The following is a 23934-nucleotide window of genomic DNA, read 5'->3' as shown; positions in this document are numbered from 1 at the left end:
TTACATTTTTTCTACTCTTTCCTTGAGTTTATCATTCATCATTTCAAAAGACCACCGAGTATTCACATCCAATTTCTTCCAAAATAAAGGCACTAAAAATCCTTTGAACTCTTCCCGCTGAATAAACTTTGTCTTTCCATTGTCTAAAGCCTCCAATTCAAAACAATGTTTTCCGTCAAAAACACCTTTTGTTACTAGTTTGCCTATCCAGCTAAATTCATGATTTTCATTATAACTCAAACAAACTGGTTTGAATTGCATGCTGCCAGAACCTAAAGGCTGGAGTTTGACTTTGAATCTAGCGCCCTCAAACACCTCTCCTTCAATAGAAGTTATAAAGGGATTCCATTCGGGATATGCTTTAAAATCTGTGAGGACCTGCCAAACCTTCTCGGGTCTTGCGTTCATAATTATTTCCGTTTTGATTTCTTTCATTGTTACATTGCTTTTAATCTTTAGACCTTCTCTGCCGGTTCAGAAAGACCATTTAAATCTAATAAAAATAGCTGTTCCGCTGCTTACCAGGGGATTTCCATTTTCATCCAGTACTTCGTCCATGCTATAGTATTGACCTATTCCTGCTAATTCCATGGTGTCTGAAATGGAATATGTCAAGGTAGGACCAACATACATAAAATTTCCTTCAGGTCCGTACATACCTGCCAACATCACTCTGAACAATGGACTGACGTCGTAGGCTCCGGATCCAAAAAAAGCGAGCCTGGTTGGGAACAAATTCTTTGGGCTCAGGTCCTGAAACAAAATATCTCCCAATCCACTTGAAAAGTTTTCAGCCCCAAAACCATTATACAATGTTTCAAACTGCAAATTTAAAGAACTCTTAAATGTATAATCATAATGAATTGTAGCTGTTGCCGTTCCTGACTCATCTTCATCATCCATTGGATGAAAATAAGTGAGCTCACCACTAAATCCACCTCCACCGATGCTTCCTGAAAATCCTCCACCCAATACATAGTCAGATTCCGTAAAAACACCTCCGAGAAATTGTATATCATAGCCTTTGGTATTGAACCGATACAAGAGCACAGAAGTTAATTCACTTTCTGAATTAAGAGAAGTTGACAATTCAATTTTACTTGACATCCCGATATAATATTGCAACCTGACGGCATCACTTCCGGGTTTCTCTTCATAATCAAAATCAAAATAGGAATAGGTGTTAAAAAGATCATTTGGATTCCAGACAAAAGTCTGCCCCCAGTTGATTCGTTGTCTACCAACAGTAACCTGCAGGTTCCCTGTAGTATAATCCAACATCAATCTATCGAGTTGGGAAAGGCCAATCCATGACGTATTTTCTGCCCACACCCAGGATAAATTAAAATAACCATTATCCCTGGCAACATAATCGGCATAGCCCGGTATCAGACTCACGTTATTCCCAATTATAATCCTATTTCTTAATCCTCCGGTGAACGTGAATTTATCAGAGATAAACCAATTGACGTCAAACCTGTTATGAACTACATTTTCAAGCGCCATTTCACCATCATCCCCTACGGTTTGCATAATCGTCATGCCCTTTACATATCCTTTCATCATAAGCTTCTCCTGGGCTCCCATTACAAAGCTCACTGAGAACACCACAGTAAAAAGCAGATTTCTTAGCATTGTTCTACGCCCTTTTATTCAATTATTTGACCGGTTTCAAGATTTGACAACATCTGAAATCACCTTTCCATCATCCAGCGTAACCACCCTTCTTGCCTTGTCCATCACTCGTTGATCGTGGGTTGCAAAAATAAAGGTAATCTGTTCTTCCCTGTTTAATCGTTCCATGATGTCCAGCAACTGCTTTGTGGCCGTTGAATCTAAATTTGCCGTGGGTTCATCCGCTAAAATAAACTTTGGTTTAGATGCCAGGGCCCTTGCCACTGCCACACGTTGTTGCTGACCTCCTGATAATTGATTTGGTTTGCTGTGTAACTTTTCTCCTAGACCTACAGATTCTAATAGGGAAATTGTCCTCTCATCCATTTTCTTTTTGTCCCAGTTTTGCAATTGCATGATGAATTCTACATTCTCCTTCGCAGTCAGAACCGGAATCAAATTATAAGCCTGAAATACAAAGCCAATATTATTTAAACGAAAATCGATCAAATCGTTTGAGGACAATTCTGACATAACACTTCCATCCACAATTACTTTACCTGAAGTAGGTACCTCAAGACCACCGATCATATTCATCAAAGTGGTTTTACCACATCCAGAAGGTCCCACTATAGCAGCAAATTCACCAATTTCAAAACTAAGATCTATCCCATTTACAGCATGCACGGGGATCTCGGTATCGTGATAGGTTTTTGTAAGTTTGTTGATTTGAATAATACTCATAATCTTTTCTTTCCTGATTAATTAAATGGTCCTTATTGCCTCAGCAGGATGCAACTTCAAAGCCTTGATCGCTGGGTATATAGATGCCAGAATTCCAGTTATAATGACCAAAATCGTTATTTGGAAATACCTGTAGGGTTCAAGCATAGGATAGGTAACTGCGGCATACCCGACACTTTCCATTCCTTCCGCGACCGATGATAAATCAATACCTGTTTTATTAAAATAGTTGATGACAATCAAACTCAGAATCTCACCGAAAAAAGCACCTACCAGGGCAAGACAAATTGTTTCAAGCATGATCATTATAAAAACTCTTCTGCGATTCATTCCTATAGCCATTAACATTCCCAATTCTCTTGTTCTTTCCAATACAACCATCAGCATGGTATTGACAATTCCAAATCCCAACGCACCGAGAATAATCATCATAAACAAACCCATCATGGTATCCATATAACCTGACATCAAACTTAAATAAGGAGAAACAGCCGCCCAATCTTCGGCTTTCACATCCGGAAATATGGATTGTAAAGTCGTTGCAACACTTTCCGCTTTCTCAAAATCATCGAGCACAAGTACTATCTCATGAGATTGATTCTCAGGAAGTGCCAACACCCTTCTAAGATCGTCGTTCTGGACAAAAACATGCATTTTATCCCAAGGGTTATTGTCTGTTTTAAAAATTCCCACAACCTTAAAAGCAGCTCCGGTGATCTCACCATTGTAATCTTGAAAGGTGAGCACTATTTTCGATTTTAACCGAGCCTTTAACTCCTCTGCCAAAGCTCTTGAAATGACAATTGAATTCTTCTTTTTTGTTTCAAAAAAATCACCTGAAGCGGTATCGATTTTCTTATAAATTTCAAAAACATCTTTCTCCTGAACCGGATCAACTCCAATGATATTGACACCCATGTTTTTATTCGCGGTCGCCGACATTCCCGTAACTAAAATACGCTCAGTAACTGCTCGAACACCTGGAATTGTATCGAGAATTCGCAATTTTTCAGAGGTGTTTTTTATACTTTCCTTAATGTCATTATTTTCGGCATAAACAGGATTATGTAACTGAACATGGCCAATTTCATAAGCGAAGGTATTCTTTACACGTTGCTGTGCCATTCCATTCATCCAGGCGCTGGAAAATAATCCTCCCAGCAAACCGGAAGCTATGGCAAATATGACCACCGCAGATCTCATTTTACTACGCCAAATACTCCGCCAAGCTATTTTAAACAATACCATAGTTAACTTCTTAATCCATCTACTACTTTCAATTTCAAAATCTTTATCGTTGGATAAGACATCGCAATCAAACTTAGAATACTGATTGCAATTCCCTGAAACACAAATATATTGCCCTCCATACTCATGGGTAGAATAGGCTCAAAATTAAAATCCTGCATCACTTCAACAGCATCGCCCGAAAACCTTATGGGGTTATGATAAAAATATAACATCACAGGTAAGCTAATGATAATTCCAGCCGCAACAGCCATCGCGGTTAAAAAAAATAGTTCTACAATGACAACTTTTGCCAACTGAACTTTTTGCATGCCAACGGCCACCATCACTGAAAATTCTCGCATACGCTCATTGGTCATCATTAACACTGTTCCAAAAATACCAAAAGCAATTACCATGTATAAAATAGCGATCATAATAACGCCTCCGGCATTATCAGTTTCAATCATTTGAAGCAATTCTTTGTTCATTTTTTCCCAACCCATCACCTGGTATTGATCCGCATCAATTTTCATGCGAACCTCATTTTCAACAGCCATGGTCTGCTCCATATCTTTCAGATCAAAAACCAAGGAAGTATATCTGTCATAGGCAGAAAACAGATCCTGTGCCTCAACAACAGATAAATAAACAGTACTTCGGTTCATTTCTGGTGTCGGTAATTTTAAAATTCCTTTGATGGGATACAATCCAGCTGCCGTAGCTCCGTGATAACCTGATGAGAATAAAACCAGGGTATCATTAACTCCTACATTGAGAAAGGAGGCCAAACCTTCAGCCACTAAAATACTTTTATCCGATTGATCTAAAAAAGATCCTTCTTTTAAAAAGGATTTCACTTTTGTCATTTTGTCTTCCTTATCCGGATCGATACCCATTACGGCCACCCCTTTTGTAGAGGCTCCAGAAGATGCCAGCGCAAAGGACTCCAAACGTGGGATGATGGCAACAACCCTGTCATCTTCAGCCAACTCTTTAACAAGGGTAGCATCAATGGCCATGGTATTATTGATATTCTTGTCATCCCAGTAATCCTTATTCTGAATCTGTAAATAACCTGAATAGGACTCCACTGCATTTGTTTTCATTTTTGCATAAGATCCCTTTTGAAAACCACGCATGATGATGGCAAAAAACAAGGCAAACATGATCGAGGCAATCGTAATCATTGTTCTTCTTTTGTTTCGCCAGATATTTCGCCAGGCTATTTTAAGCGTTGTGCTCATGGTATTATTTAGGTCTATCTGATACGTTTCATATTCTGTTGAGAAAAATAAGTACTGGGTAAATCTATATCAAACTGAACTTCTTTCAACAATAAAACTGTCTTTTTACCTTCTTCTCCAGCAGGAACAATTTCAATTCTCGAAGGAATCAACCGTCCATCCATTTCTTTAAAATCATAGCCAAAATCACTCTTCACCAAGTCCTCATCTTCATCAAAATATTCAGATTTTATTTGAATAAACTCATCCTTTGTGATCCACTTGTACACCTTGGCCCATATCACCGCGGCTTCCTCTTTTGGAATCATTTTGATCTTATAACAATTCCTTCCTTCAACAATCTCTTCCTTTTCTATGCTATGTATATAATCTCTAACAATAGAACTCTCTTTCAATATATCATCATTGGTATAATCTGAACCCATCCACCCCTGAGACATCATGGAAGCAGGGATCTTTATCATTCTGCCGATACTTGGCATCCAATTCCACATCTCCGTTTCCCGTTTCATAAAAACCTGTCCTTTATCCTTGGCAGGAGCTGTGATATATGTCATGGAATAATCGAGGCCATTCGACCAACTTTTCATAGCGATAGTTCTTTGCCATGTGGGTCTTATAATCTGCATCTCCATCATTGAATGATTGGTTTTACCTCGAACCTTTTCATCTGCTTTTTGAATAATCTCGGCTGCCGTCAGTTCCTGAGCATACAATTCTGTGCCTAGCTGACTGATAAAAAAAATGAAAACCAAAGTGATTGAAATGTGTTTAAACTTCATAGTTTAATGCTTGTAGAATTGAGCTATAAAAATACTGCTTTAAGCAACTAAAACCAAGAGAAGACAGTGAATTAATCCGACGATCAATGGTTTTCAATCGGGCAGAAATTCTTGCGTATGAAGCGCCCGCTCAAGGACGTCAGCGACTAATACTGATGAAATGCCTGGGAGACAAAATGAAGAACTTCCGGCAGAGATTCGCGCCAGTAGGTCCAATTATGAGCTCCGTCACGAACCCTGTATTCATGTGGAATTTCTTTCTTTTTCATTTCGATATGAACCAAACTATTTCCTTCATACAAAAAATCATCATCGCCACAGTCGATGTACCAACGTACCGAAGAAATTTTCTCTTGATCCATATTCTTCACAAGTTCTACCGCATTGTGTTGTTCAAAATAAGTCTGCAACTCTTCCTGGGATATCTTGGCCAAGGTATCCTTATCTATATATTGTTTTAGATCTTCTATGGTTAAAGGCCCGGCATAAGCGCTTAATGGCACCGCAGATGAAAATAAATCCGGTCTGTGCAACGCATACATAAATGAACCTCCGCCTCCCATGGAAAGTCCGGAAACGGCTCTGTATCTCTTCTCTGATTTGATACGATACTTCTCCTCAACATGGGGCATCAACTCTTCAAAAAAGAAATCTTCATAGTTCCAGGTCCCATCAATATCATTAAAATATCCGCGCTGTCCCGTATTGGCATCAGGCATAACAATGATCATTGGAGTCGCCTTACCGTTTCGAATAGCCTCGTCAGTTATTCTCAAAACCTCACCAAACTGAACCCAACCCGTCTGATCATCTCCTGCTCCATGCAAAAGATACAGCACTGGATAATTCCTGGAAGAGGTATCGTAATCAGGAGGTAAATAAATGGCATATTTACGCTCGCCATTAAGGATTTCACTCTTCAAACTTACATCATCAAACACTTTTCCCTGTTGACCAAAAGATGTATTCATAAAAAAAAGGCTGATAAATAGAACGATGGTATGCTTCATTTTTTAGAATTTATGCAGGTATTAATGATCTGTATTGCTCACAAAAGCAACTCTTTTACTGTCAGGAGACCAGCTCGGAACGTTAATGGTGCCCTGACCTCCATAGACATAGCTTACAATTTTTGGCTCACCTCCAGCAACAGGCATCATTCTCAGGTATACATGCTTGTAAAAAGGATGGTCACCGGATGCTACATCAGTACCGAAGGACACAAAAATGATATCTTTGCCATCCGGAGAAATATGCGGAAACCAATCATTTAGTTCATCAAATGTTAATTGCTGAACACCGCTTCCATCGGGCTTCATTTTATACAATTGCATGGTGCCGGAACGATTGGAATTAAAATATATAAATTCTCCTGCAGGATCATATTCCGGTCCGTCATCCAAACCTGATGTATTGGTCAATTGTATTTCTTCTCCTGAGGCAATATCAACGCTATAGATATCATATTGCTCATTTCGACTTCCGGTAAAAAGCAAGGATTTGCCGTCTAAAGACCAGCCGTGCAAATAAGAAGCTCCCAATCCTTTTTTCGTAACACGCACAGGACTGACACTTCCTTCCACCGGGAGCGTATATATGGCAGAATCGCCATTGTCTTCATCGTCGTGATGACTAATAGCAATTTGCCTGCCGTCGAAGGATATCACATGGTCATTATTATTTCTATTCGCAAAACCAGTATTGACCATGGTAGTCTTTTCACTATTTAGATCATACCTGTACAGGTATCCATTGGAATTATAAATCAATGCTTTTCCGTCAGCGGTCCAATTAGGCGCCTGAATCGAATGACTGGACCTATATATGACTTTTCGTTCCAAGGTCTCAACATCCAAAATTTCCAAATTGCTTCCAATATAATCTTCATATTGTTCTTTTGACTCATTAAAAGGTTTGATAATTCTGACATTACTAAAAATAGCTTTCTCAACAACATCGGCATTATGTGAACAAACATAAAGTCCCACATACACTTCATTATTCAAATCAAAATCTTCCAATACCACCTTCACCAATGGCTGCCCCATCTTGGCTGTACCCATTATAAAGGTATTCCCCTTTCTCTCCAATTGAATGATATCCGGCATCAGGTCAGTTGATGATGATTCTTCGGTATCTCCTCCAGCCTTCTTACGATACTGCAAAGACACCAAGCCATCTCCGTGCAAAGAGGCATTCACATGTTCTGAATCTGCATGTAAATTATTTCTGACCATCCATCCTAATTTTCTATGGGGATCAACACCTTTTCCTACAAAACTGACTTTTGCCCTAAGGATAAAGTCTCCCTGAATAGATTTCCAAAGAAACTGAAACTGATCATCTGCAAACCACATATTCGCACCTGAGCCTTCAATTAAATACTCCTGATCATTACTATGATATGAAACATTTCCCGCCAACTTTACATCTCCAATGTCCTGATGATTATAAAAGATTCCAAGTGTCTTGCTTTGTCCTTGCATGTTATTTTGAAAAATCATAAAAAGAAACAGCAATAAGTAGGTTTGATAATATCTTTTTTTCATAATAATAATTTATCGGTCGTGTCAATTTGGTATTCATTAAGAATACTAAAAGTAGAAAAAAATAACCAAACTCTCTTTGCCTGCTTATTGGATAAGTACCGCCTCCTCTACAATGACAGGATAGGTATAACCGGCTCCAAATTCTCTGTCAAGGGCCAGGACACCCTCCAGGACGACCGTGTCGCCTACCTTCACTAGTTCTTGTGTAGTAAAAGTCATATCAGACTTTCCAAGTCCCTCTGTACCGTCTACCAAATGAACCCAATTGCGATCCATGATATCAGCATTGACTTTGACAACCTGTCCTCGCACTTTTACTTTTTTAGTATTGTAGTCCGCTGACTTTTCAAACAATTCTCCAATCTGCTGACCACCTGCTACCGGGTCTAACTTTATACTGTCAAGCAAGGCCTTATTCGCTTCTTTTTTCTTAGCGATAAAGGCTTCTTTCGCACTGGATGCATCAATAGGTTTCTTACTTACTTTATCTACAAAAACAATACTTTCGAAAACCCTTCCCAGCTCCTTACTTTCAAAATTCTGCATTTCCATGGCATCTACAAAATAAATTTTTTCTCCTACCTTGGCATCCATTTTAGCTACAGCCATCCAGAATTCCTTACCGCCATTTTGAACAAGCAAATAGGTGTAACCACTCGTTTGCTGAATTTCATTAATCACAACCTCATTCTGAGCAATTGTATCAACTACAGGTGTATAATCCTTCTTCTTTTGGTTACAAGAAACCAATAAAACAAAACAAAAAATCAAGACTGATATTCTCATGGTATTTAATTTAATTAGTGAATTTATTAAAATGGCAAAATACATAATTCTGCTTAGTTTTTGACGGTGTAATATGGACTGTTTCAATACTTTCCACCTGCTCGAATGTATCAGAAAAATACTGGTAAAGTTCATGGCAGGTATATTGCTGGATTGGCAGACCGCTGCAGCGTTCAGGTCCGGTTTTCGAAAATGCACCAATAATCAATGCTCCTTTCCCAGCGATGGCCTTTTTTGCTACAGCAGCATATTGATCTCTTTCGTCTTCCCGGGTTAGAAAATGAAGACAGGCGCGGTCATGCCACAACTCATAGGATTCAACTGAGTCAAAATCCAGGACATCCGAAACCAGCCATTTTATTCTTTTGGCTCTCTTGCCTAATCGTTTTTTTGCTCTTTTGATCGCATTTTTTGAAACATCGAGTACGGTGATGTCTTCAAAGCCCAGGTCTACTAAATGATCTACAAACAAACTATCTCCCCCTCCAATATCAATTATTTTCGAACTTTTAGTCAATCCCAGCGAATTGATTAATTCCAGCGAAATTTTTGGGTTATCCTGATACCAACCTGTCTGATGGGGCATACTACTTTTATAGATTCCATCCCAAAATGACTTCCTATTAATCCCTATCTCTTCTGTTTTGGTCATCTTCTTACCGCTACTGATTTATTGAATTTGAGGCAGGGCAACTACATGGGCATGCACTTCGACACCATCCATAGTAACTTCCAGCCTTTTATCATACATTTTTATACCTTTTACGTCATTTAGCTTTCCTTTTTTCGATATGGCCTTCACGCCGTAAAAAACACCGGAATCATCGACCGCTTTTATGTGTACGATATACCCTGATTTTCGTACGCCTTTTACAGCTAAATAGTTACCGCTTTTGTCAATAGCCATTACAGCATATGTTTTACCGCTGGAAGCAATGGCAACAACTGGTTTGTATTCCTCCTCACTTACAAGCACCTTCACAGGGAGCATCTCTCCTTTTACAAAAGATTTAACATCCATAATGTATCGCTGGTTTGAATTTTCCAAGGCTTTAACATCATATCTATTTCCCCGATCATCAATGGCTTTAACATCCATGGTATACCCCTCAGGATGCATCGCTTTTATATGCCAAACAATTTCCTGAGAAATTGTATCAATAGTCCTCTCTGTGTGGTCTCCTTTTTGAGCATTTCCAATCCCAATAAAAAGTAATGACACCAATGGTAGTATTATTTTTAGTCTTCTCATCATCAGAATATTAAAATATAAACAAATGTACATACAAGAAATCACGCCTACTATGACTTTGGTTAGCTTTTAACCCGAAACTGTTTTACTGAGTTTAGTCCATAAAAAAACCTCAATTAACTTGAGGTTTATCATATGAAACAGCTGTTAATTAATTTACTGAAATACTTGAAATCATGTCATCATCTTCACCCGCTTTTACACTTTCAACATATCTTTTTCTTAAGACTTTTATTTCTGTATTTTTTTCGCCATTCTCCATAAAATACTTATAAGCTAAAAGACTATCCATATTCGCTCTGTTAAGTTTTTTCTTCAACAAACGACTGGCAATGGCATTATTGAATTTATAATAAGTTTTACTATACAAAATGGTTTGTCCTTTAAAATTACGTCTTAAGCCAAAGGTAACCTGCATCTTTTTTATAGGGAAATTTTCTGATTCATACACTTCATAGGTATAGTAAACACCATCGATTAAATGAATGATTCTTTCCTTGTTAATAATATTATTTACTCCATCGGGAATCTGAATTTCTCTTTCAGAACCCACAGCCGCTTCTTCCGCACTTCCGTTGATGGCAAACGAGTCATCGATCGTCGCATGGAAACTACTTACATTACCAAAGGCCGTTAGTATTCTCCAAACTTCTTCCGGTGAATTATTCACGATCACTTTGTTTTCGAAAAATTTCATTTTTTCGCCATCAATAATGTCCTGGGCGGACATCTGTGTCACTGCCATTATCACGAGCAGCAATAGCCAACGGGGGTTAATTTTTACTAATTTTTTCATCGTTTCATTTTTAGGGGGTCTTATGAAACAAATTTCTTGTTTTATTCTCTAGACGCTTTTATTAATTAGGCCAATTGCTTGACCGATTGGTTCATTCTATATTCTGATGGCGATATGCCGTATTTTTTTTTGAAACTTCGAGAAAAATGTGCCACATCATTAAAACCGGAATCATAACAAATACTGCTGACGTTCTTTGTTGATCCTATTAATAGATTGGCTGCCTTTTCGAGCTTTTTACTTTTTAAATAACTCGCGGTACTCTCCTTATAAATCTCTTTGAATTTTCTTTTAAAGCTTGATAAGCTGTGATTGCTCAACATCGCTAATTCTGTCACACTAATATCATCGTACAAATGCGACTCCACCACCTCTCTGATGGAATAACTTTGTGGAGAAAACAGTTTAGACAATATCCTTTTAACGTCTGGTGCATTCTTGGTATGCATCAAAAGCATAAAGAGTTCTTTGATCTTTAAAACCAATAACTCTTCCGTAGCCAGATCAGGGTTCTCGAAATAAAACAGGATGCTATCAATATATTTGATCAAAAGAGAATTATCCTTGATTTTAGGTAAATTCGTTGTTACTTTTACCTCGGGACCTTGTTTTAAAAAAGAAGGGGTTTCATTCGCATAAATTTCTTTCAACACTTCGGGCAACAAGTGAATCACCATGGTATGGTAATTTGAATCGCCTTCGTTAATGTGAATTTTTCCCAGATAATTTCCGCATTTCAAAAGTACGGCCTCCTGAGAATTGATATGTACCATCTCTGTAGGTGACAATACAGAACCAGAACCCTCAATCACAAAAATAAAACAAGCTTCGTCCTCCATCGGATTCGGCAAGTTTACCGGAGGCTTTACAATTGCTTTCTCAAACAACTGTTTCCCAAATAATTCAAGCGATTTATGTTCTATGATCATTTTAATGAGGTTTCTTTAGTCTATATATAAAAAGACGTCCTTACCCCATTTAAGTTACAACGAAAAAAGCAATAAACCTTAAAATTAACATTTATTTAATGTTTGAAGCCGTTTGTTAAGGAACCCTTATGAAACGTAACAAAGATTTTACGATCTAAGAAAATTCAGGTTAATTTTCATAAATATCGATATATTTTTGATCCAGCTCAGGTGAGTCTTTGTATTTAACACGCAGCTCTTCAAGTGCTGTATGCAATTCCTTTACCTTATCAGCATAGGCCGGATCGTTATAGACATTGTTCATCTCCTGAGGATCTTTTAACCTGTCATAAAGTTCCCATTCATCCACATCATAATAAAAATGAATTAACTTAAATTCCTTGGTAACAATAGCATAATGCCTTTTTACCATATGTACGGATGGATACTCATAATAATGATAATACACCGCTTCTCTGGACCAGGAAGCAGTATCTCCTTTTAATAAAGGAATTAAGCTTTCACCCTGCATATCTTCTGGTGCGGTAATGCCAGCTGCCTCTAAAAAGGTTTGGGCAAAATCAAGATTTTGAACCATTTCATCGTTGGTAGTGCCTGCTTTGATCTGGTGCGGCCACCGAATCAATAAAGGGGTTTTGAATGATTCATCATATACAAATCTCTTATCAAACCAACCATGTTCTCCGAGATAAAAGCCCTGATCAGAGGTATAGATCACAATCGTATTTTCGGCCAGGCCGCTCTCATCCAGGTAATCCAGCACCCGACCTACATTTTCATCAACCGATGAAATCGTGCCCAAATAATCCTGCATATACCGCTGGTATTTCCAGCGCATTTTATCCTCCTTGCTCATCTCAGGCCAATTATTTTTAAAGTCCTGATTAATGCTATCCAACACTATATCGTATAATTTCTTCTGCTCAGCATTTGCTCTGTCATAGGGTCCGTAAAATCCATTTTTGTACTCTTCAACCACGGGCAGCACATGATTCATTTCTTCAATAGTTTCAGGTCTGACCTTACTGTCGTGATTGTACATCATGTGTTCATATAAATTCATCTCTGCTGTTTTCGCTGCCGTTCCTCGGTTCTTATAATCATCAAACAAGGATTCAGGTTCAGGAAATGTCATTTTACTAAATTCAGCAAATTTTTCGGGACTTGGCCACCATGGTCTATGCGGAGCCTTATGCAAATACATCATCATAAACGGCTTCTCCTTATCACGCTTCTCTTTTAACCACTTCAGGCTCAAATCAGTAATGATATCCGTAACATATCCCGTAATGGTTGTATCCCCTCTCGGAGTAATAAGGTCCGGATTGATATAATGGCCCTGACCAGGTAGAATCATAAACTCATCGACTCCTTTGGGATTATTTCCAAAATGAAGCTTTCCGAACATGGCGGTCTGATATCCTGCCTCCTGAAAAAGTTGAGGAAAGGTAACCTGTGTTGTATCAAAGGGCATTTTATTATCAATTTTACCATTTAAATGCGTGTGTTTTCCTGTCAGTATGGTCGCTCGTGAGGGTGCACAAATGGAATTTGATACACAGGCATTGCTAAATAACATTCCTTCCTCTGCAATTCGATCAATATGAGGTGTTTGAATTAAATGATCAGAATAGGCGCTGATGGCTTGATAGGCGTGATCATCTGACATAATAAATAAAATATTCGGCCTTTGATCAACTTCCTGCTTCTTTTCAGCACATGACACCATGAATGAGAAAATAAAAACGGCTATAAGAATTCGCTTCATTTGATTTGAGTTTAATTTAAGGTGACCCCTGATATACCAGCTAAGAGGAGTCCCAGGATCAAATATAAAGAAATCTACCATCTGGCGAATACAATCAAATCTATAGTTTTAACATAATTTTAAAACTTGAGGTTTAAACCAATATTAAAATGTACGGTCCTAGAAGAAAATAAAATAAACAATTATGAAAAATTTAATGATAGCCTTGTTTCTCACTGCCTCCGCATTGGCATTTGGACAAAATGAAAAAAAGAAAATGAAAATGGACCATGAATTCACCACTGAACAAATGGCCATCTTAAAAACCAAGAAAATGGCACTTGCGCTGGATTTGTCATCGAACCAACAGGATCAAATGCTGACCTTACATAAAAATTGGATCGAAGAAAAGATGGCTAGAAAAGAAGCACATAAATCACTTGACAAAGCCGATATGAGTTCTGATCAAAAGTTTGAAATGATGAATCAGTCCTTGGATAGAAAAATGGCGCAACAAGAGCAAATAAAAAAGATTCTCGATAAGGACCAGTACGAAATGTGGAAAAAGCATTCAGTAAAAATGCATCACAAATCGAAAGGTAAAATGGCTCATAAAGAAACCAAAAGCCATAAAAGATAAAAAAATTGAGTTTAGATTAGTAGATTAATTTTGAGTTGGACAAACCGCCTGTAAAAGGGCGGTTTTCTATTTAGTGACCAATAACTTCATCCCAATGCTCAGCTCATTAGAATTAAGACCATTGATCCTTTTTAAATCATCTACAGATATGTTATTTCTTTTGGCAATAGAATACAGCGTATCACCTTTCACAACCGTAACAAATACATCATCATCTGTAATTACATTTTCAACAGGCTCCGGATCCCTACTCGCTATCTCTCTTGAACTGTCTCTTCTTTCTTCCTCTTCAAATTCAAAATCGCCGTCTTTGAGAAACTTTTTATACGCCTTCTGGTCCAAAACAAGATCATCGTATTTATACAATTCAAATGTTTCAATAAAGGAGATCAGTTTTTTGGGGTATTTTCTATCTGTAGCATATCCGGCCTTTTTTAATCCTTTAGCCCATGCTTTATAGTCATCTGGTCTTAAATCAAATAAGAATTCATAACGTCCCCTTCCTGTTAAAAATTTAGAATGGTCGTTGAAGGATCCTTCTGCAGAATCGTATTTTCTAAAACACTCTCCTTTTTTATCATCATCATGATATACTTTTTTACCCTTCCAGCCTGAATGACATTTAATCCCGAAATGATTGTTGGATTTCTTGGCAAGGGTACTCAGTCCATTCCCGGATTCTAAGATTCCTTGCGCCAATGTAATACTTGCAGGAATCTTATACTTTTCCATCTTATCAATGGCTATATTCTTATAAGTACCAATATAGGCAATGGTAAAATCATTGACCTTTCCTTTATTTTCCTTTTTAAAACTAGTAAATACCTGGTCACTTTCCGACATTAAATAGGCTTCTCTGGTGTCGATGGGCTTTTTCTTGGATTTATTAGAAGTTGATCTCTTGCTTCCACAGGAAGCAACAACAAACACAACTGCAACTAGTAGTGATAATTTTCTCAGATTACTCATACGTTTATTAAAGGTAATTTCTTGTTTAATAATCGTTGATTCATACCTTCAATTCCTTGAAGTCCTCCAGTATGAATCATCAATATGGAACTATTTCTATTAAAAAAATCTTTCTGGACCAGGTCCATGATACCGAACATCATTTTTCCGGTATAGATTGGATCTAAAGGTATGGTAGTTTGCTGATTAAAATCGTTGATAAAACTAATCAATTTTTCGTTTACTTTGGCATAACCGCCAAAATGATAATCATCCATCAATTTCCAATTCTTATGGCCAGCGGTTTTTTCTTTGATTTCAGCTTCTAAAAATCCTCCCTTTAAACTGGGAAAGCCAAGTACTTTTTGATGGTCAGCAGCTTTTCTAATCAGGCCGGAAATGGTTCCGCCAGTGCCAATCGCCACACAAATAAAATCAAATTGTTCATCTTCAGCCGTCATTATTTCTTCACATCCTTTGATGGCTAATTCATTGGTTCCTCCCTCTGGAATCAAATAAAAATCTCCAAATTCTGCTTGTAACATCTGCACAAACTCTGCATTTTCTTTATTTCTATACGCTTCTCTACTAACAAAACTGAATTCCATCCCCTGGTCTTGTGCGAATCGCAAGGTGGGATTATGTGCCAATGTTTTATTTAAATCCCAGGCCAATTCCTCTCCTCTAATAATACCAATTGTTTTAAAACCATGAGTACGGCCTGCATAGGACAAAGCACTAATATGATTTGAATAGGCCCCTCCAAAAGAAAGGAGTGTTTGCGCTCCTAAAATGGTAGCTTCTTTTAGATTATACTTTAATTTTCTATACTTATTACCTGAAATAAAAGGATGAATCTCATCTTCCCGCTTCACTGCAAGGGTCAGTCCTTTTTCTTCCAAAAGTGGGTGGTGAACGATCTGATTTCTGGGAATTTCCATAGGCTGTATGACTAGAGTCGAAATAAAAAAATTAATAAAATGTTACTTTATGATGCATAAAAAACAATTTTATGCCGACCTCGATGTCTTTCGTGATGAAGTTGTGATATTTCACTATTTTTGCCGAATTAGAAACCTGATTTTAGCGAAAACCAGCTAAAATATGTAAGAAAATCAATTTTGCTCTATGCAATTTAGCAATAATAAATTAGAACCTGAAGACTTTTATTACAGTAAGGAAGGATATAAAGTTTTCACAGAAAAGTACCATCTGAAAAGAGGATATTGTTGCAAAAACAACTGCAGACATTGCCCTTATGGATTTGACCCAAAAAATCCTCAATAGCTGCAGCCAAGCTCAACCTGCTGATATGTAGCGTATTAAACCCCAACAGGTTCAATTCCAAATTTCTTTAATCACTTTGTTTGGTACGATTTTTGATACTATAGTCCTAGATGCGCTCCAGCTAAAATCGTTCCTATGAAGAATATTTACTTTTTGGTTTCTATCCTGTTCTTAATGGTCGTTTACGCCTGTTCTTCGGTTGAAGTTTACTCAGATTATGACAAAGCAACTGACTTCACAGGATTTAAAACATATGCGTTTTATAAAAAAGGAATTGACAGGGTTGAAATTTCAGATCTTGATAAAAAAAGAATTTTACGCGCCATTGAGAGAGAATTGAAAGCCAAGGGAATGGTCTTATCTGACAACCCGGACTTACTTGTCAATATTTTTACAAAATCCCGAGAAAAAATAGATGTCTACAACAACAGTTATTACGGTTGGTATCCCTGGTATTATGGTTATGGAGGCTATTACGGACCTGGATATGGATTTGGCTACACCAATGTATCCAGCTCTACAGAAGGCACCCTCTTTATTGACTTAATTGATGCCAGAAAAAAAGAGCTGGCCTGGCAGGGAATCGGTGTTGGAATTCTGTCTTATTATAAAGATGTAGATAAGAAAGAAGCCCGAATTAACGAGTTTGTTACCCATATTATGACTCAATACCCACCTCAGTTAGAAGTTAAATAAGTCCACTTACATCGTTGAAAGCTCTCTGGATCATATTTGATCTATTTGCTCCTGCACTTCTTCCCAGGACGACATCAATTCTTCAAGACGCGTTTTTCGCTGCTCATAATCTTTAAAAAACTGTTGATTTTCTTGGAGCTGTTCAAAGTTTTTAGCAATTTCGATATCATCAGTGCTGATTCTTTTTTCCAAATCTGATATTTCTGATTCTATTTTACTCAACCTGTTTTGAAGCTTCTTTTTTTGCTTTTGATCAACATGATCTTGTTTTCCACTTTTTGAAGTACTCACCGAAGATTTTTCTTTTTTTGAACGCATCTCCACTGCTCGCATATCTTCTAATTCGTGTTGCTCAAGAAAATAATTGATATCTCCTAAATATTGTTTGATGCCTCCTTCTCTAAAAGAAAAAACAGTGGAAGCCAGATCTTGTAAAAAATCCCTGTCATGAGACACAAGAATCAAAGTTCCGTCAAAATGCTTCAATGCTTTTTTAAGGACATTTTTCGAGGCTATATCAAGGTGATTGGTTGGCTCATCCATGATCAGAACATTGAACGGATGCAACAGCATCTTACACAAGGCCAAACGATTCCTTTCTCCACCAGACAATACCTTGACCTTTTTCTCAACGTCATCTCCTCTGAAAAGAAATGAACCCAGCATGTCACGCACCTTTATCCGGTTGCCATCTGTTGCCTCATTCTCCATGGTCTCCAAAACCGTTAATTCACCATCCAAATATTCAGACTGATTCTGAGCGAAATAACCAATCTGAACATTGTGACCTAGTTTTAGCATTCCATCATAATCGATTTCTCCTACCATAATTTTGGCAAGTGTAGATTTTCCTTGCCCGTTCTGACCAACAAAGGCAATTTTACTGCCTCGTTCGATCAGCATATTTACATCTTCCAACACCTGGTTTTCCCCGTAATTCTTAGCAACTTCCTCAGCTTCTACAACTACTTTCCCGGGTGTAACCGACATAGGAAATCGAACATTCATCACCGCATTGTCATCCACATCAACTTCTATCCGTTCTACACGGTTTAATTTTTTGATAAGAGATTGTGCCATGGAAGCCTTGTTTGCTTTGGCTCTGAATTTTTCAATCAATTGTTCGGTATGCTTGATTTCTTTTTCCTGGTTCTTTTGTGCCTGAAGCTGCTTTTCTTTTATCTCATTTCTCAACAAGAGATATTGAGAATATGGTTTTTTATAATCGTAGATCTGTCCCAAAGAAATCTCAATCGTTCTGTTGGTAACATTGTCCAAAAACATTTTATCGTGAGATACCATCATGATAGCTCCACTAAAACCTTTTAAAAAGTTCTCAAACCATATGATTGATTCAATATCCAAATGGTTTGTTGGCTCATCCAATAAAAGAATATCATGGTTCTGCAAAAGTAATTTGGCCAACTCAATCCTCATTCTCCATCCTCCGGAAAAGGTGTCGGTCTTCTGGTGAAGGTTCTCTTGCTTAAATCCTAATCCCGCAAGTATCTTTTCTGTTTCACCCTGATAATTATACCCTCCAATCAATTCATAGCGGTGTGACAATTCATCAAGGTCATGCATTAAATTATGATAGTATTCGCTTTCATAATCCGTCCTCTCTGCCAATTGCGTATTGACATTTTCCAGTTTCTTTTCAATAGATTTTATTTCCTTAAAAGCTTGATAGGCTTCTTCAATAACTGTCCTGCCCTCCTCAAAATCGATGTCCTGCTTGAGGAATCCCAGGCTAATATCTTTGTCAAAGGCCATTGAACCCCGATCGTATTCCTGTTCACCAGCCACAATTTTTAACAAGGTGGACTTACCAGCTCCATTTTTTCCAACCAATCCGATTCGATCTCCTGCATTTAATTTAAAAGTAATTCCCGAAAACAATTCTTCTCCTGAAAATGAAACGGTAATATCGTGGGCATTCAGCATTATTCTATCTTAAAAATTTATCTTTGCAAAAGTAATTGAATATAGTGAATCTACAATGCTCAAAAAAGGCTCAAAATTATATAGCATATTTAATAACAAATGTCCTCAATGTCAGGAGGGTGACTTCTTTGAACACAGTTGTACCATTCATTTAAAAAAGAATTTACAAACTCATGAAACCTGCACTTCATGCGGATTGAGATATATGATTGAACCCTCTTTTTTCTATGGCGCCATGTATGTCTCTTATGGACTTACTGTGGGAATGGCTGTGGCCATATTCATTATATGTTATATGTTAGGTTTAGGCCTGCTCAGTTCTTTTGCGGCCATTGTGATCATTTTACTGGTACTTACGCCTTTAACGATGAGGGTTTCAAGACTACTATACATCAACTTGTTTGTGCATTATTCAAAAGAAACCAACTAGAGTTTCGATTTAAACCTTGTGATATCAATATCTTTATCTAAAGCGACGTTGTTTTCTAAATACTGAAATAACTTTTTGGCCATTAAGGGTGCAATCATGACACCTCGGGTACCTAAGCCGTTCAACACAGCCAATCTCGAATTGTCAGGATGAACTCCTATTAAAGGACGTCTGTCTCCGGTGGTCGGTCTGACTCCTGCTTCATGATCTACCACCTCATAAGGACAATTAATAACCGTTCTTAATTTCTCTTCCAGCTCTTTTTTCCCTTCCTCTGTGGGTTCATTGCTTTTGTCCGACCAGTTAAAAGTAGCACCCACCTTATATAGATCGTCGCCTAAGGGCATTATAAATACTGCCGACTTAATGACTTCATTCAATTTTAAATCCGGCGCATGGATGGTAATCAATTCTCCTTTTGTGCCATTGAGAGGCAACTTATTAAAAAATCGGTTCTGTCGTAAGCCGTTCCCTTCGCAAAACACAATCCGCTCAGCTTGAAAATTCAGGTATTCCACATGGCTGTCCCAGGTAATCACATTCTCATGTCTAAAGGTGGCATCAATCAAACAATCCTCCTCTTTTAAATGTTCACGATAGGCCTTAACCAAGTCTTTGACTTTTATTCTTCCGGTCTGATGTAATTTTCCGGCTTTATAGGGAGCGACGACAGCCTTTGAAGCCACATCTACCAATTCAGGATCCATAAACTCCTGCAAAGCCGGCTTATCACTCGCCACAAACCAATTATTTTGTTCTTCTATGCTTTTAAAAGTCCGGTAAATGGCGATGGCCTGATCGAAATTGGCTGCGAGTTTAGCTTCCAGATCTTTATAGAAGGGTATGGCAATTTGCAGTTGCTCTTTGGCATTCCAGACAGGCGTAAAACGTTTTAAAATAACAGGATTATACATACCTCCTGCCACTAGTGATGATGTTTGGGAACCGTTCTCAAAAACAACAAAGGATTTGTGCTGTTTCTTTAGTTCTTCAGCAAAGGCAATTCCGGCCAATCCCAAACCCACTATCATATAATCTACTTTATGTTTCGTCATACCCTTTGTTTTCGTTGTCAAAGATACTCTTTAGAAACGAATAAAACGTTTGAGGACACCGGAAGTGAGACCCATTCCTGTCATTCCTTTCCTCGCGATACTCACAAAAAAAGGCATAAAAAAAACCCCTACTTTACAGTAGAGGTTTTTTTCTTATTAACTCAGTAATTAGTAATTCCACATATCGAGCTCCCTATCTCGAATGTCTTCTTTAAGTTTATCTGATTCTAAAACTTGAAAAAGTGAATTTCCCTTTATATATTCTGCAACATCTCTGTTACCATAAATATTCTCTTCTCTGTAGATGATTGCGTTGAATCTTCTAGCATTCAGTAAGTGATCATAAGACAATGGATAAGCAGAATTCTTTTGATTGAAAACTTTCATATCATGTGTATTATATCTCGCTCCTGGATACCATACCCAGAACAACTCGATTAATTCGTCTTGTGATCCTTCACTATCGATGAAATTAACATCCGGAGCAACTGGAGCAACTCCAAGTAATCTGTACTTTAACTCGCCTTGACGCTTGTCAAAATACCATACTCCTTTAATTCTGAATCCTTCAATATCACCTGCTGTAATATCCCTTCTGTCAACATACTCGTCAGTAAGAATCTCACCAGCATTTAATCTCTCTATACCTGCATCTGAAGTATCAATTCTAGCCAATCTACCTGATATATCTTTAAGAGTTAGCTTATCTTCAAAATAAGAATCATCATATACGTCGATAATCTCTCCGCTTTTGATTCCTCTCAACAAGGTATCATATAATGATCTTCTCGTTGAACTGATATTACTCGTATCTACCGGGTAGTAAAATGGCATGTTGATTTTCTCGTTTAAATCTACATATTCCCAAACTACTTTTGACCATAAGATATCTCTGTCATCAATATACCCATAAGGTAGCGGTGTATCATTATCAGCAGCCAACTGCTCTGGAGTTTTCATTCCTACTTGCTCCGGAATCTTAGCATTCAGCAAATTTGCCTGTGCATTCATTGACCCTACTGATAGTAGACCGATTACTGCTATTATTAAACTTCTCAATTTCATAATTCTATATGGATTAATTTGTTATTTCAACATTTACTGGAGAAGCGTTTTTCAAGTAATATCCTGAATTCCCCACTAACTTTTGCTTGATATCAAAAATGATCACTACATCTCCTCTTCTCGCCTTGTTCAATACTCTGATTGCAGATGCATCAAATTTGTTTCCTCTTACGATTACAGTCGGCTGGCCTGGCACTTTGACACTAAAACCGGTTGTATTGATCTTAAGATCGAATACGAAATCTGGAAGCATTGAGCTAATCGTAGCTTTCTGCAAGGTACTTTTAGGCATTTTGATCATTCCATACTCACCTCTTACTGCTGCAACAGGGGCAGGGATATCTTTAATTCTAAATATCTGGCTGGAACTAATTGGCGTTCCGTCAGGTAGTTTTGCACTTACGGTAATTTTTACCTCTCTACCTTTACCAGGAGCCATTGCGTATTTTCCAATACCTTTTATCTTTTTCAAACCTGGAGCACTTGCTTTTACAGCATTGTCAGCAACACCGGGTACAGATACAGTAATAGGGTTTTGAACACCTCTATATACCACATTCATTTTATCAGCAGAAATTACAGCACTGTTTGGTTTTGCAACAACAGCATAAGATGTTTCAACTGGAATTTCAACAGGCTTTCCATTTTCCATAAAAATGAACTTCCCTTTGATCTCGTTCTCACCTACATTCCCTGAAGGAAAGTCAAGAATTGCACCACCATCTTTAATATTAGTGATTTCCTTCCCGTTGATGACAACCTTTTCTGGCTTTAAAGAACCATCATATCTTCCTAAAACGATCTTTCCTTGAAAATTTTCGCCTTGTAAAGTAGCAGGCGCATTTGGAATCAAAATTGCCTGATAGTTATTCATACTAACATCACTGGCCATCTGACCTTGCAACATATTACCTAATACTTCCGATTCAGTCGTTTTAATATCCGCCTGGATTTGAGTCATCTTGGTGATTGAAGCTACTAAAGGAAATCCTTTGTAGTTATAATCCAACCAGAAAATCTCTTTTCCTTCTCTGTTTGTCACCTTCTCGGTAGAAAATCTTGAGGCAACATCATTTTTGATGTTCTCACTTCCTTCTCCCATTACGGCTCCAATTTCAGTTCTAAATGCATCCATTTTATCAACGAATTCCTGACCAGCTTCCTGATACACACCATCGTTTCCTTTAAAAAACTTGGCATCCAAAAATTTTCCTGAATCCATGGTCTCATAATCTGTTGGATCATCTACCGTGGCCTTCATTTCTTCTTTGATACCTTCGATGTAGGCATTGTATTCAGTTGAAAGCTGCTGAATTTTTTTCGCTTTTGCATTCTCATCGCTGTACTTTTCACTTTGTTCTACAGCTTTAAGCGCTAGATCTTCATAAGATCTTGTGTTCCTGGTCGTTGCAGCATCATTAGCGGCTACCAGTTTGTTGTCCATTAATCCAAAGGCTTGTAAAACTTCTTTTGACATATTCATTGCCAACATAGCGATGAAAATCAAATACATCAAGTTAATCATTTTCTGCCTTGGTGATTGCTTACCTCCTGCCATTTCTAATAGTTTTTATAGGGTTAATAATTGGTTGTTAAAAGAATTATTACTCTATGAATCTCTATTAGACATAGCAGATAACATACCTCCATATACTCCATTCAATGAAGATAGGTTTGTAGCTAAGGACTCCATTTGTTCCTTTAATCGTTCAGCGTTATCCAAAGTTTCCTGATTCAAGGAAGCCTGACGCTCAGCGTTTTCTTTCTGAATAATATACATACTATTCAATGATTCTAATTCAATGGCGGCAACTGATAACTGCTCTGCATATCTGTTTGACGCTGCGATAGAATCTGTAGCTGGTTTCATACCTTCTGCTGCACCGGCAAAGCTGCTGATACTTTCAGATAATCTACCTATTTTTTCAGAATCCAAATTTGCTTCGTGTAAAAGATCATCTAACTTTTGAGATAATAATCCTTGAGCATCATTTGCTTCTTCTTTATCTTTTGCTGCTCCTCCAGCTAATTCTGGATAAACATTTGTCCAATCTAAATCTTCTTCAACAGGTTCGAAAGCTGATAATGCAAATACTGCTGCTTCTACGATCATACCAATTGTTAACATTTCTGTACCTCCTGGGAAGTGAGCAATCTTAAAAAGTGCTCCTAAAATTACTACTGCGGCTCCCAGAC

The 23934-nt window shown here is 37.7% G+C and carries 25 protein-coding genes; 4 read left to right on the top strand and 21 right to left on the bottom strand.

Going from position 1 to position 23934, the window contains the following annotated elements; translation table 11 throughout:
* The 14 genes from ACR2MV_RS00235 to ACR2MV_RS00170 form a co-directional block, all read right to left on the bottom strand.
* Complete coding sequence (locus tag ACR2MV_RS00235; protein ID WP_434019853.1) at positions 1 to 435, bottom strand: SRPBCC family protein; 435 nt, start codon at positions 433 to 435, stop codon at positions 1 to 3.
* A gap of 39 nt (positions 436 to 474) precedes the next feature.
* A complete protein-coding gene (locus ACR2MV_RS00230; protein ID WP_434019852.1) occupies positions 475 to 1635 on the bottom strand; it encodes a hypothetical protein in 1161 nt (386 codons plus the stop codon).
* Between the two features lie 36 nt (positions 1636 to 1671).
* Positions 1672 to 2358: an ABC transporter ATP-binding protein gene (locus ACR2MV_RS00225; protein WP_434019851.1), complete on the bottom strand. Its 687-nt coding sequence runs from the start codon at positions 2356 to 2358 to the stop codon at positions 1672 to 1674.
* 21 nt (positions 2359 to 2379) lie between these two features.
* Positions 2380 to 3606: an ABC transporter permease gene (locus tag ACR2MV_RS00220; protein ID WP_434019850.1), complete on the bottom strand. Its 1227-nt coding sequence runs from the start codon at positions 3604 to 3606 to the stop codon at positions 2380 to 2382.
* Between the two features lie 2 nt (positions 3607 to 3608).
* The gene (locus tag ACR2MV_RS00215; RefSeq protein WP_434019849.1) at positions 3609 to 4832 is read right to left on the bottom strand and encodes an ABC transporter permease; all 1224 of its coding nucleotides are present in this window, start codon (positions 4830 to 4832) and stop codon (positions 3609 to 3611) included.
* A 14-nt stretch (positions 4833 to 4846) separates the two neighbouring features.
* Positions 4847 to 5614, bottom strand: coding sequence for an outer membrane lipoprotein-sorting protein (locus tag ACR2MV_RS00210; RefSeq protein WP_434019848.1), 768 nt, complete (start codon positions 5612 to 5614; stop codon positions 4847 to 4849).
* Positions 5615 to 5760: 146 nt separating this feature from the next.
* Positions 5761 to 6624, bottom strand: a complete 864-nt coding sequence (locus ACR2MV_RS00205) for an alpha/beta hydrolase (protein WP_434019847.1) — start codon at positions 6622 to 6624, stop codon at positions 5761 to 5763.
* 21 nt (positions 6625 to 6645) lie between these two features.
* Positions 6646 to 8163: a TolB family protein gene (locus ACR2MV_RS00200; protein WP_434019846.1), complete on the bottom strand. Its 1518-nt coding sequence runs from the start codon at positions 8161 to 8163 to the stop codon at positions 6646 to 6648.
* A gap of 84 nt (positions 8164 to 8247) precedes the next feature.
* Complete coding sequence (locus ACR2MV_RS00195; RefSeq protein ID WP_434019845.1) at positions 8248 to 8949, bottom strand: GW dipeptide domain-containing protein; 702 nt, start codon at positions 8947 to 8949, stop codon at positions 8248 to 8250.
* A 10-nt stretch (positions 8950 to 8959) separates the two neighbouring features.
* Positions 8960 to 9601 (bottom strand): class I SAM-dependent methyltransferase, encoded by a 642-nt coding sequence (locus ACR2MV_RS00190; protein WP_434019844.1) that lies wholly within the window; start codon positions 9599 to 9601, stop codon positions 8960 to 8962.
* An 18-nt stretch (positions 9602 to 9619) separates the two neighbouring features.
* Positions 9620 to 10201, bottom strand: a complete 582-nt coding sequence (locus tag ACR2MV_RS00185; protein WP_434019843.1) for a DUF7486 family protein — start codon at positions 10199 to 10201, stop codon at positions 9620 to 9622.
* 151 nt (positions 10202 to 10352) lie between these two features.
* Complete coding sequence (locus ACR2MV_RS00180; protein WP_434019842.1) at positions 10353 to 10997, bottom strand: hypothetical protein; 645 nt, start codon at positions 10995 to 10997, stop codon at positions 10353 to 10355.
* Positions 10998 to 11062: 65 nt separating this feature from the next.
* Entirely contained in the window at positions 11063 to 11926 is an 864-nt protein-coding gene (locus ACR2MV_RS00175) for a helix-turn-helix domain-containing protein (RefSeq protein ID WP_434019841.1), read from the bottom strand.
* Between the two features lie 169 nt (positions 11927 to 12095).
* The gene (locus tag ACR2MV_RS00170; protein WP_434019840.1) at positions 12096 to 13694 is read right to left on the bottom strand and encodes a sulfatase family protein; all 1599 of its coding nucleotides are present in this window, start codon (positions 13692 to 13694) and stop codon (positions 12096 to 12098) included.
* A 184-nt stretch (positions 13695 to 13878) separates the two neighbouring features.
* On the opposite strand from ACR2MV_RS00170, the gene ACR2MV_RS00165 reads away from it, so the two are divergent.
* Positions 13879 to 14313: a hypothetical protein gene (locus ACR2MV_RS00165; RefSeq protein ID WP_434019839.1), complete on the top strand. Its 435-nt coding sequence runs from the start codon at positions 13879 to 13881 to the stop codon at positions 14311 to 14313.
* Positions 14314 to 14379: 66 nt separating this feature from the next.
* Here ACR2MV_RS00165 and ACR2MV_RS00160 read toward each other — a convergent pair whose 3' ends face one another.
* Both ACR2MV_RS00160 and ACR2MV_RS00155 read right to left on the bottom strand, forming a co-directional pair.
* On the bottom strand, positions 14380 to 15282 hold the full coding sequence (locus tag ACR2MV_RS00160; protein ID WP_434019838.1) for a glucosaminidase domain-containing protein: 903 nt from the start codon (positions 15280 to 15282) through the stop codon (positions 14380 to 14382).
* Positions 15279 to 16202, bottom strand: coding sequence for a 1-aminocyclopropane-1-carboxylate deaminase/D-cysteine desulfhydrase (locus tag ACR2MV_RS00155; protein ID WP_434019837.1), 924 nt, complete (start codon positions 16200 to 16202; stop codon positions 15279 to 15281). The genes ACR2MV_RS00160 and ACR2MV_RS00155 overlap by 4 nt, the downstream gene beginning before the upstream one ends.
* Before the next feature lie 187 nt (positions 16203 to 16389).
* Here ACR2MV_RS00155 and ACR2MV_RS00150 point away from each other — a divergent pair, with 187 nt between their 5' ends.
* Together ACR2MV_RS00150 and ACR2MV_RS00145 are read left to right on the top strand one after the other, a co-directional pair.
* Positions 16390 to 16548 carry a DUF5522 domain-containing protein gene (locus ACR2MV_RS00150; protein ID WP_434019836.1) on the top strand — a complete coding sequence of 53 codons (159 nt, stop codon included), beginning with the start codon at positions 16390 to 16392 and terminating at the stop codon, positions 16546 to 16548.
* Positions 16549 to 16683: 135 nt separating this feature from the next.
* On the top strand, positions 16684 to 17244 hold the full coding sequence (locus ACR2MV_RS00145) for a DUF4136 domain-containing protein (RefSeq protein WP_434019835.1): 561 nt from the start codon (positions 16684 to 16686) through the stop codon (positions 17242 to 17244).
* Between the two features lie 30 nt (positions 17245 to 17274).
* Here ACR2MV_RS00145 and ACR2MV_RS00140 read toward each other — a convergent pair whose 3' ends face one another.
* Positions 17275 to 19188 carry an ABC-F family ATP-binding cassette domain-containing protein gene (locus tag ACR2MV_RS00140; protein ID WP_434019834.1) on the bottom strand — a complete coding sequence of 638 codons (1914 nt, stop codon included), beginning with the start codon at positions 19186 to 19188 and terminating at the stop codon, positions 17275 to 17277.
* Positions 19189 to 19243: 55 nt separating this feature from the next.
* Here ACR2MV_RS00140 and ACR2MV_RS00135 point away from each other — a divergent pair, with 55 nt between their 5' ends.
* Positions 19244 to 19618 carry a DUF983 domain-containing protein gene (locus ACR2MV_RS00135; protein ID WP_434019833.1) on the top strand — a complete coding sequence of 125 codons (375 nt, stop codon included), beginning with the start codon at positions 19244 to 19246 and terminating at the stop codon, positions 19616 to 19618.
* On the opposite strand, the gene ACR2MV_RS00130 is transcribed toward ACR2MV_RS00135, so the two are convergent.
* The 4 genes from ACR2MV_RS00130 to gldL all read right to left on the bottom strand — a co-directional run bounded on the left by ACR2MV_RS00130 (position 19615) and on the right by gldL (position 23932).
* A complete protein-coding gene (locus ACR2MV_RS00130) occupies positions 19615 to 20673 on the bottom strand; it encodes an NAD(P)/FAD-dependent oxidoreductase (protein ID WP_434019832.1) in 1059 nt (352 codons plus the stop codon). The genes ACR2MV_RS00135 and ACR2MV_RS00130 overlap by 4 nt on opposite strands.
* A gap of 168 nt (positions 20674 to 20841) precedes the next feature.
* Positions 20842 to 21738: a gliding motility protein GldN gene (gldN, locus tag ACR2MV_RS00125; RefSeq protein WP_434019831.1), complete on the bottom strand. Its 897-nt coding sequence runs from the start codon at positions 21736 to 21738 to the stop codon at positions 20842 to 20844.
* Between the two features lie 13 nt (positions 21739 to 21751).
* Positions 21752 to 23296, bottom strand: a complete 1545-nt coding sequence (gene gldM / locus ACR2MV_RS00120) for a gliding motility protein GldM (protein ID WP_434019830.1) — start codon at positions 23294 to 23296, stop codon at positions 21752 to 21754.
* A gap of 51 nt (positions 23297 to 23347) precedes the next feature.
* A complete protein-coding gene (gene gldL / locus ACR2MV_RS00115; RefSeq protein ID WP_434019829.1) occupies positions 23348 to 23932 on the bottom strand; it encodes a gliding motility protein GldL in 585 nt (194 codons plus the stop codon).
* Positions 23933 to 23934: the final 2 nt, after the last annotated feature.

The organism is Lutimonas sp. (assembly GCF_051011215.1).
In the GTDB taxonomy this organism is placed as follows: domain Bacteria; phylum Bacteroidota; class Bacteroidia; order Flavobacteriales; family Flavobacteriaceae; genus Lutimonas.
This window is presented reverse-complemented; position numbering and strand designations above follow the sequence as displayed.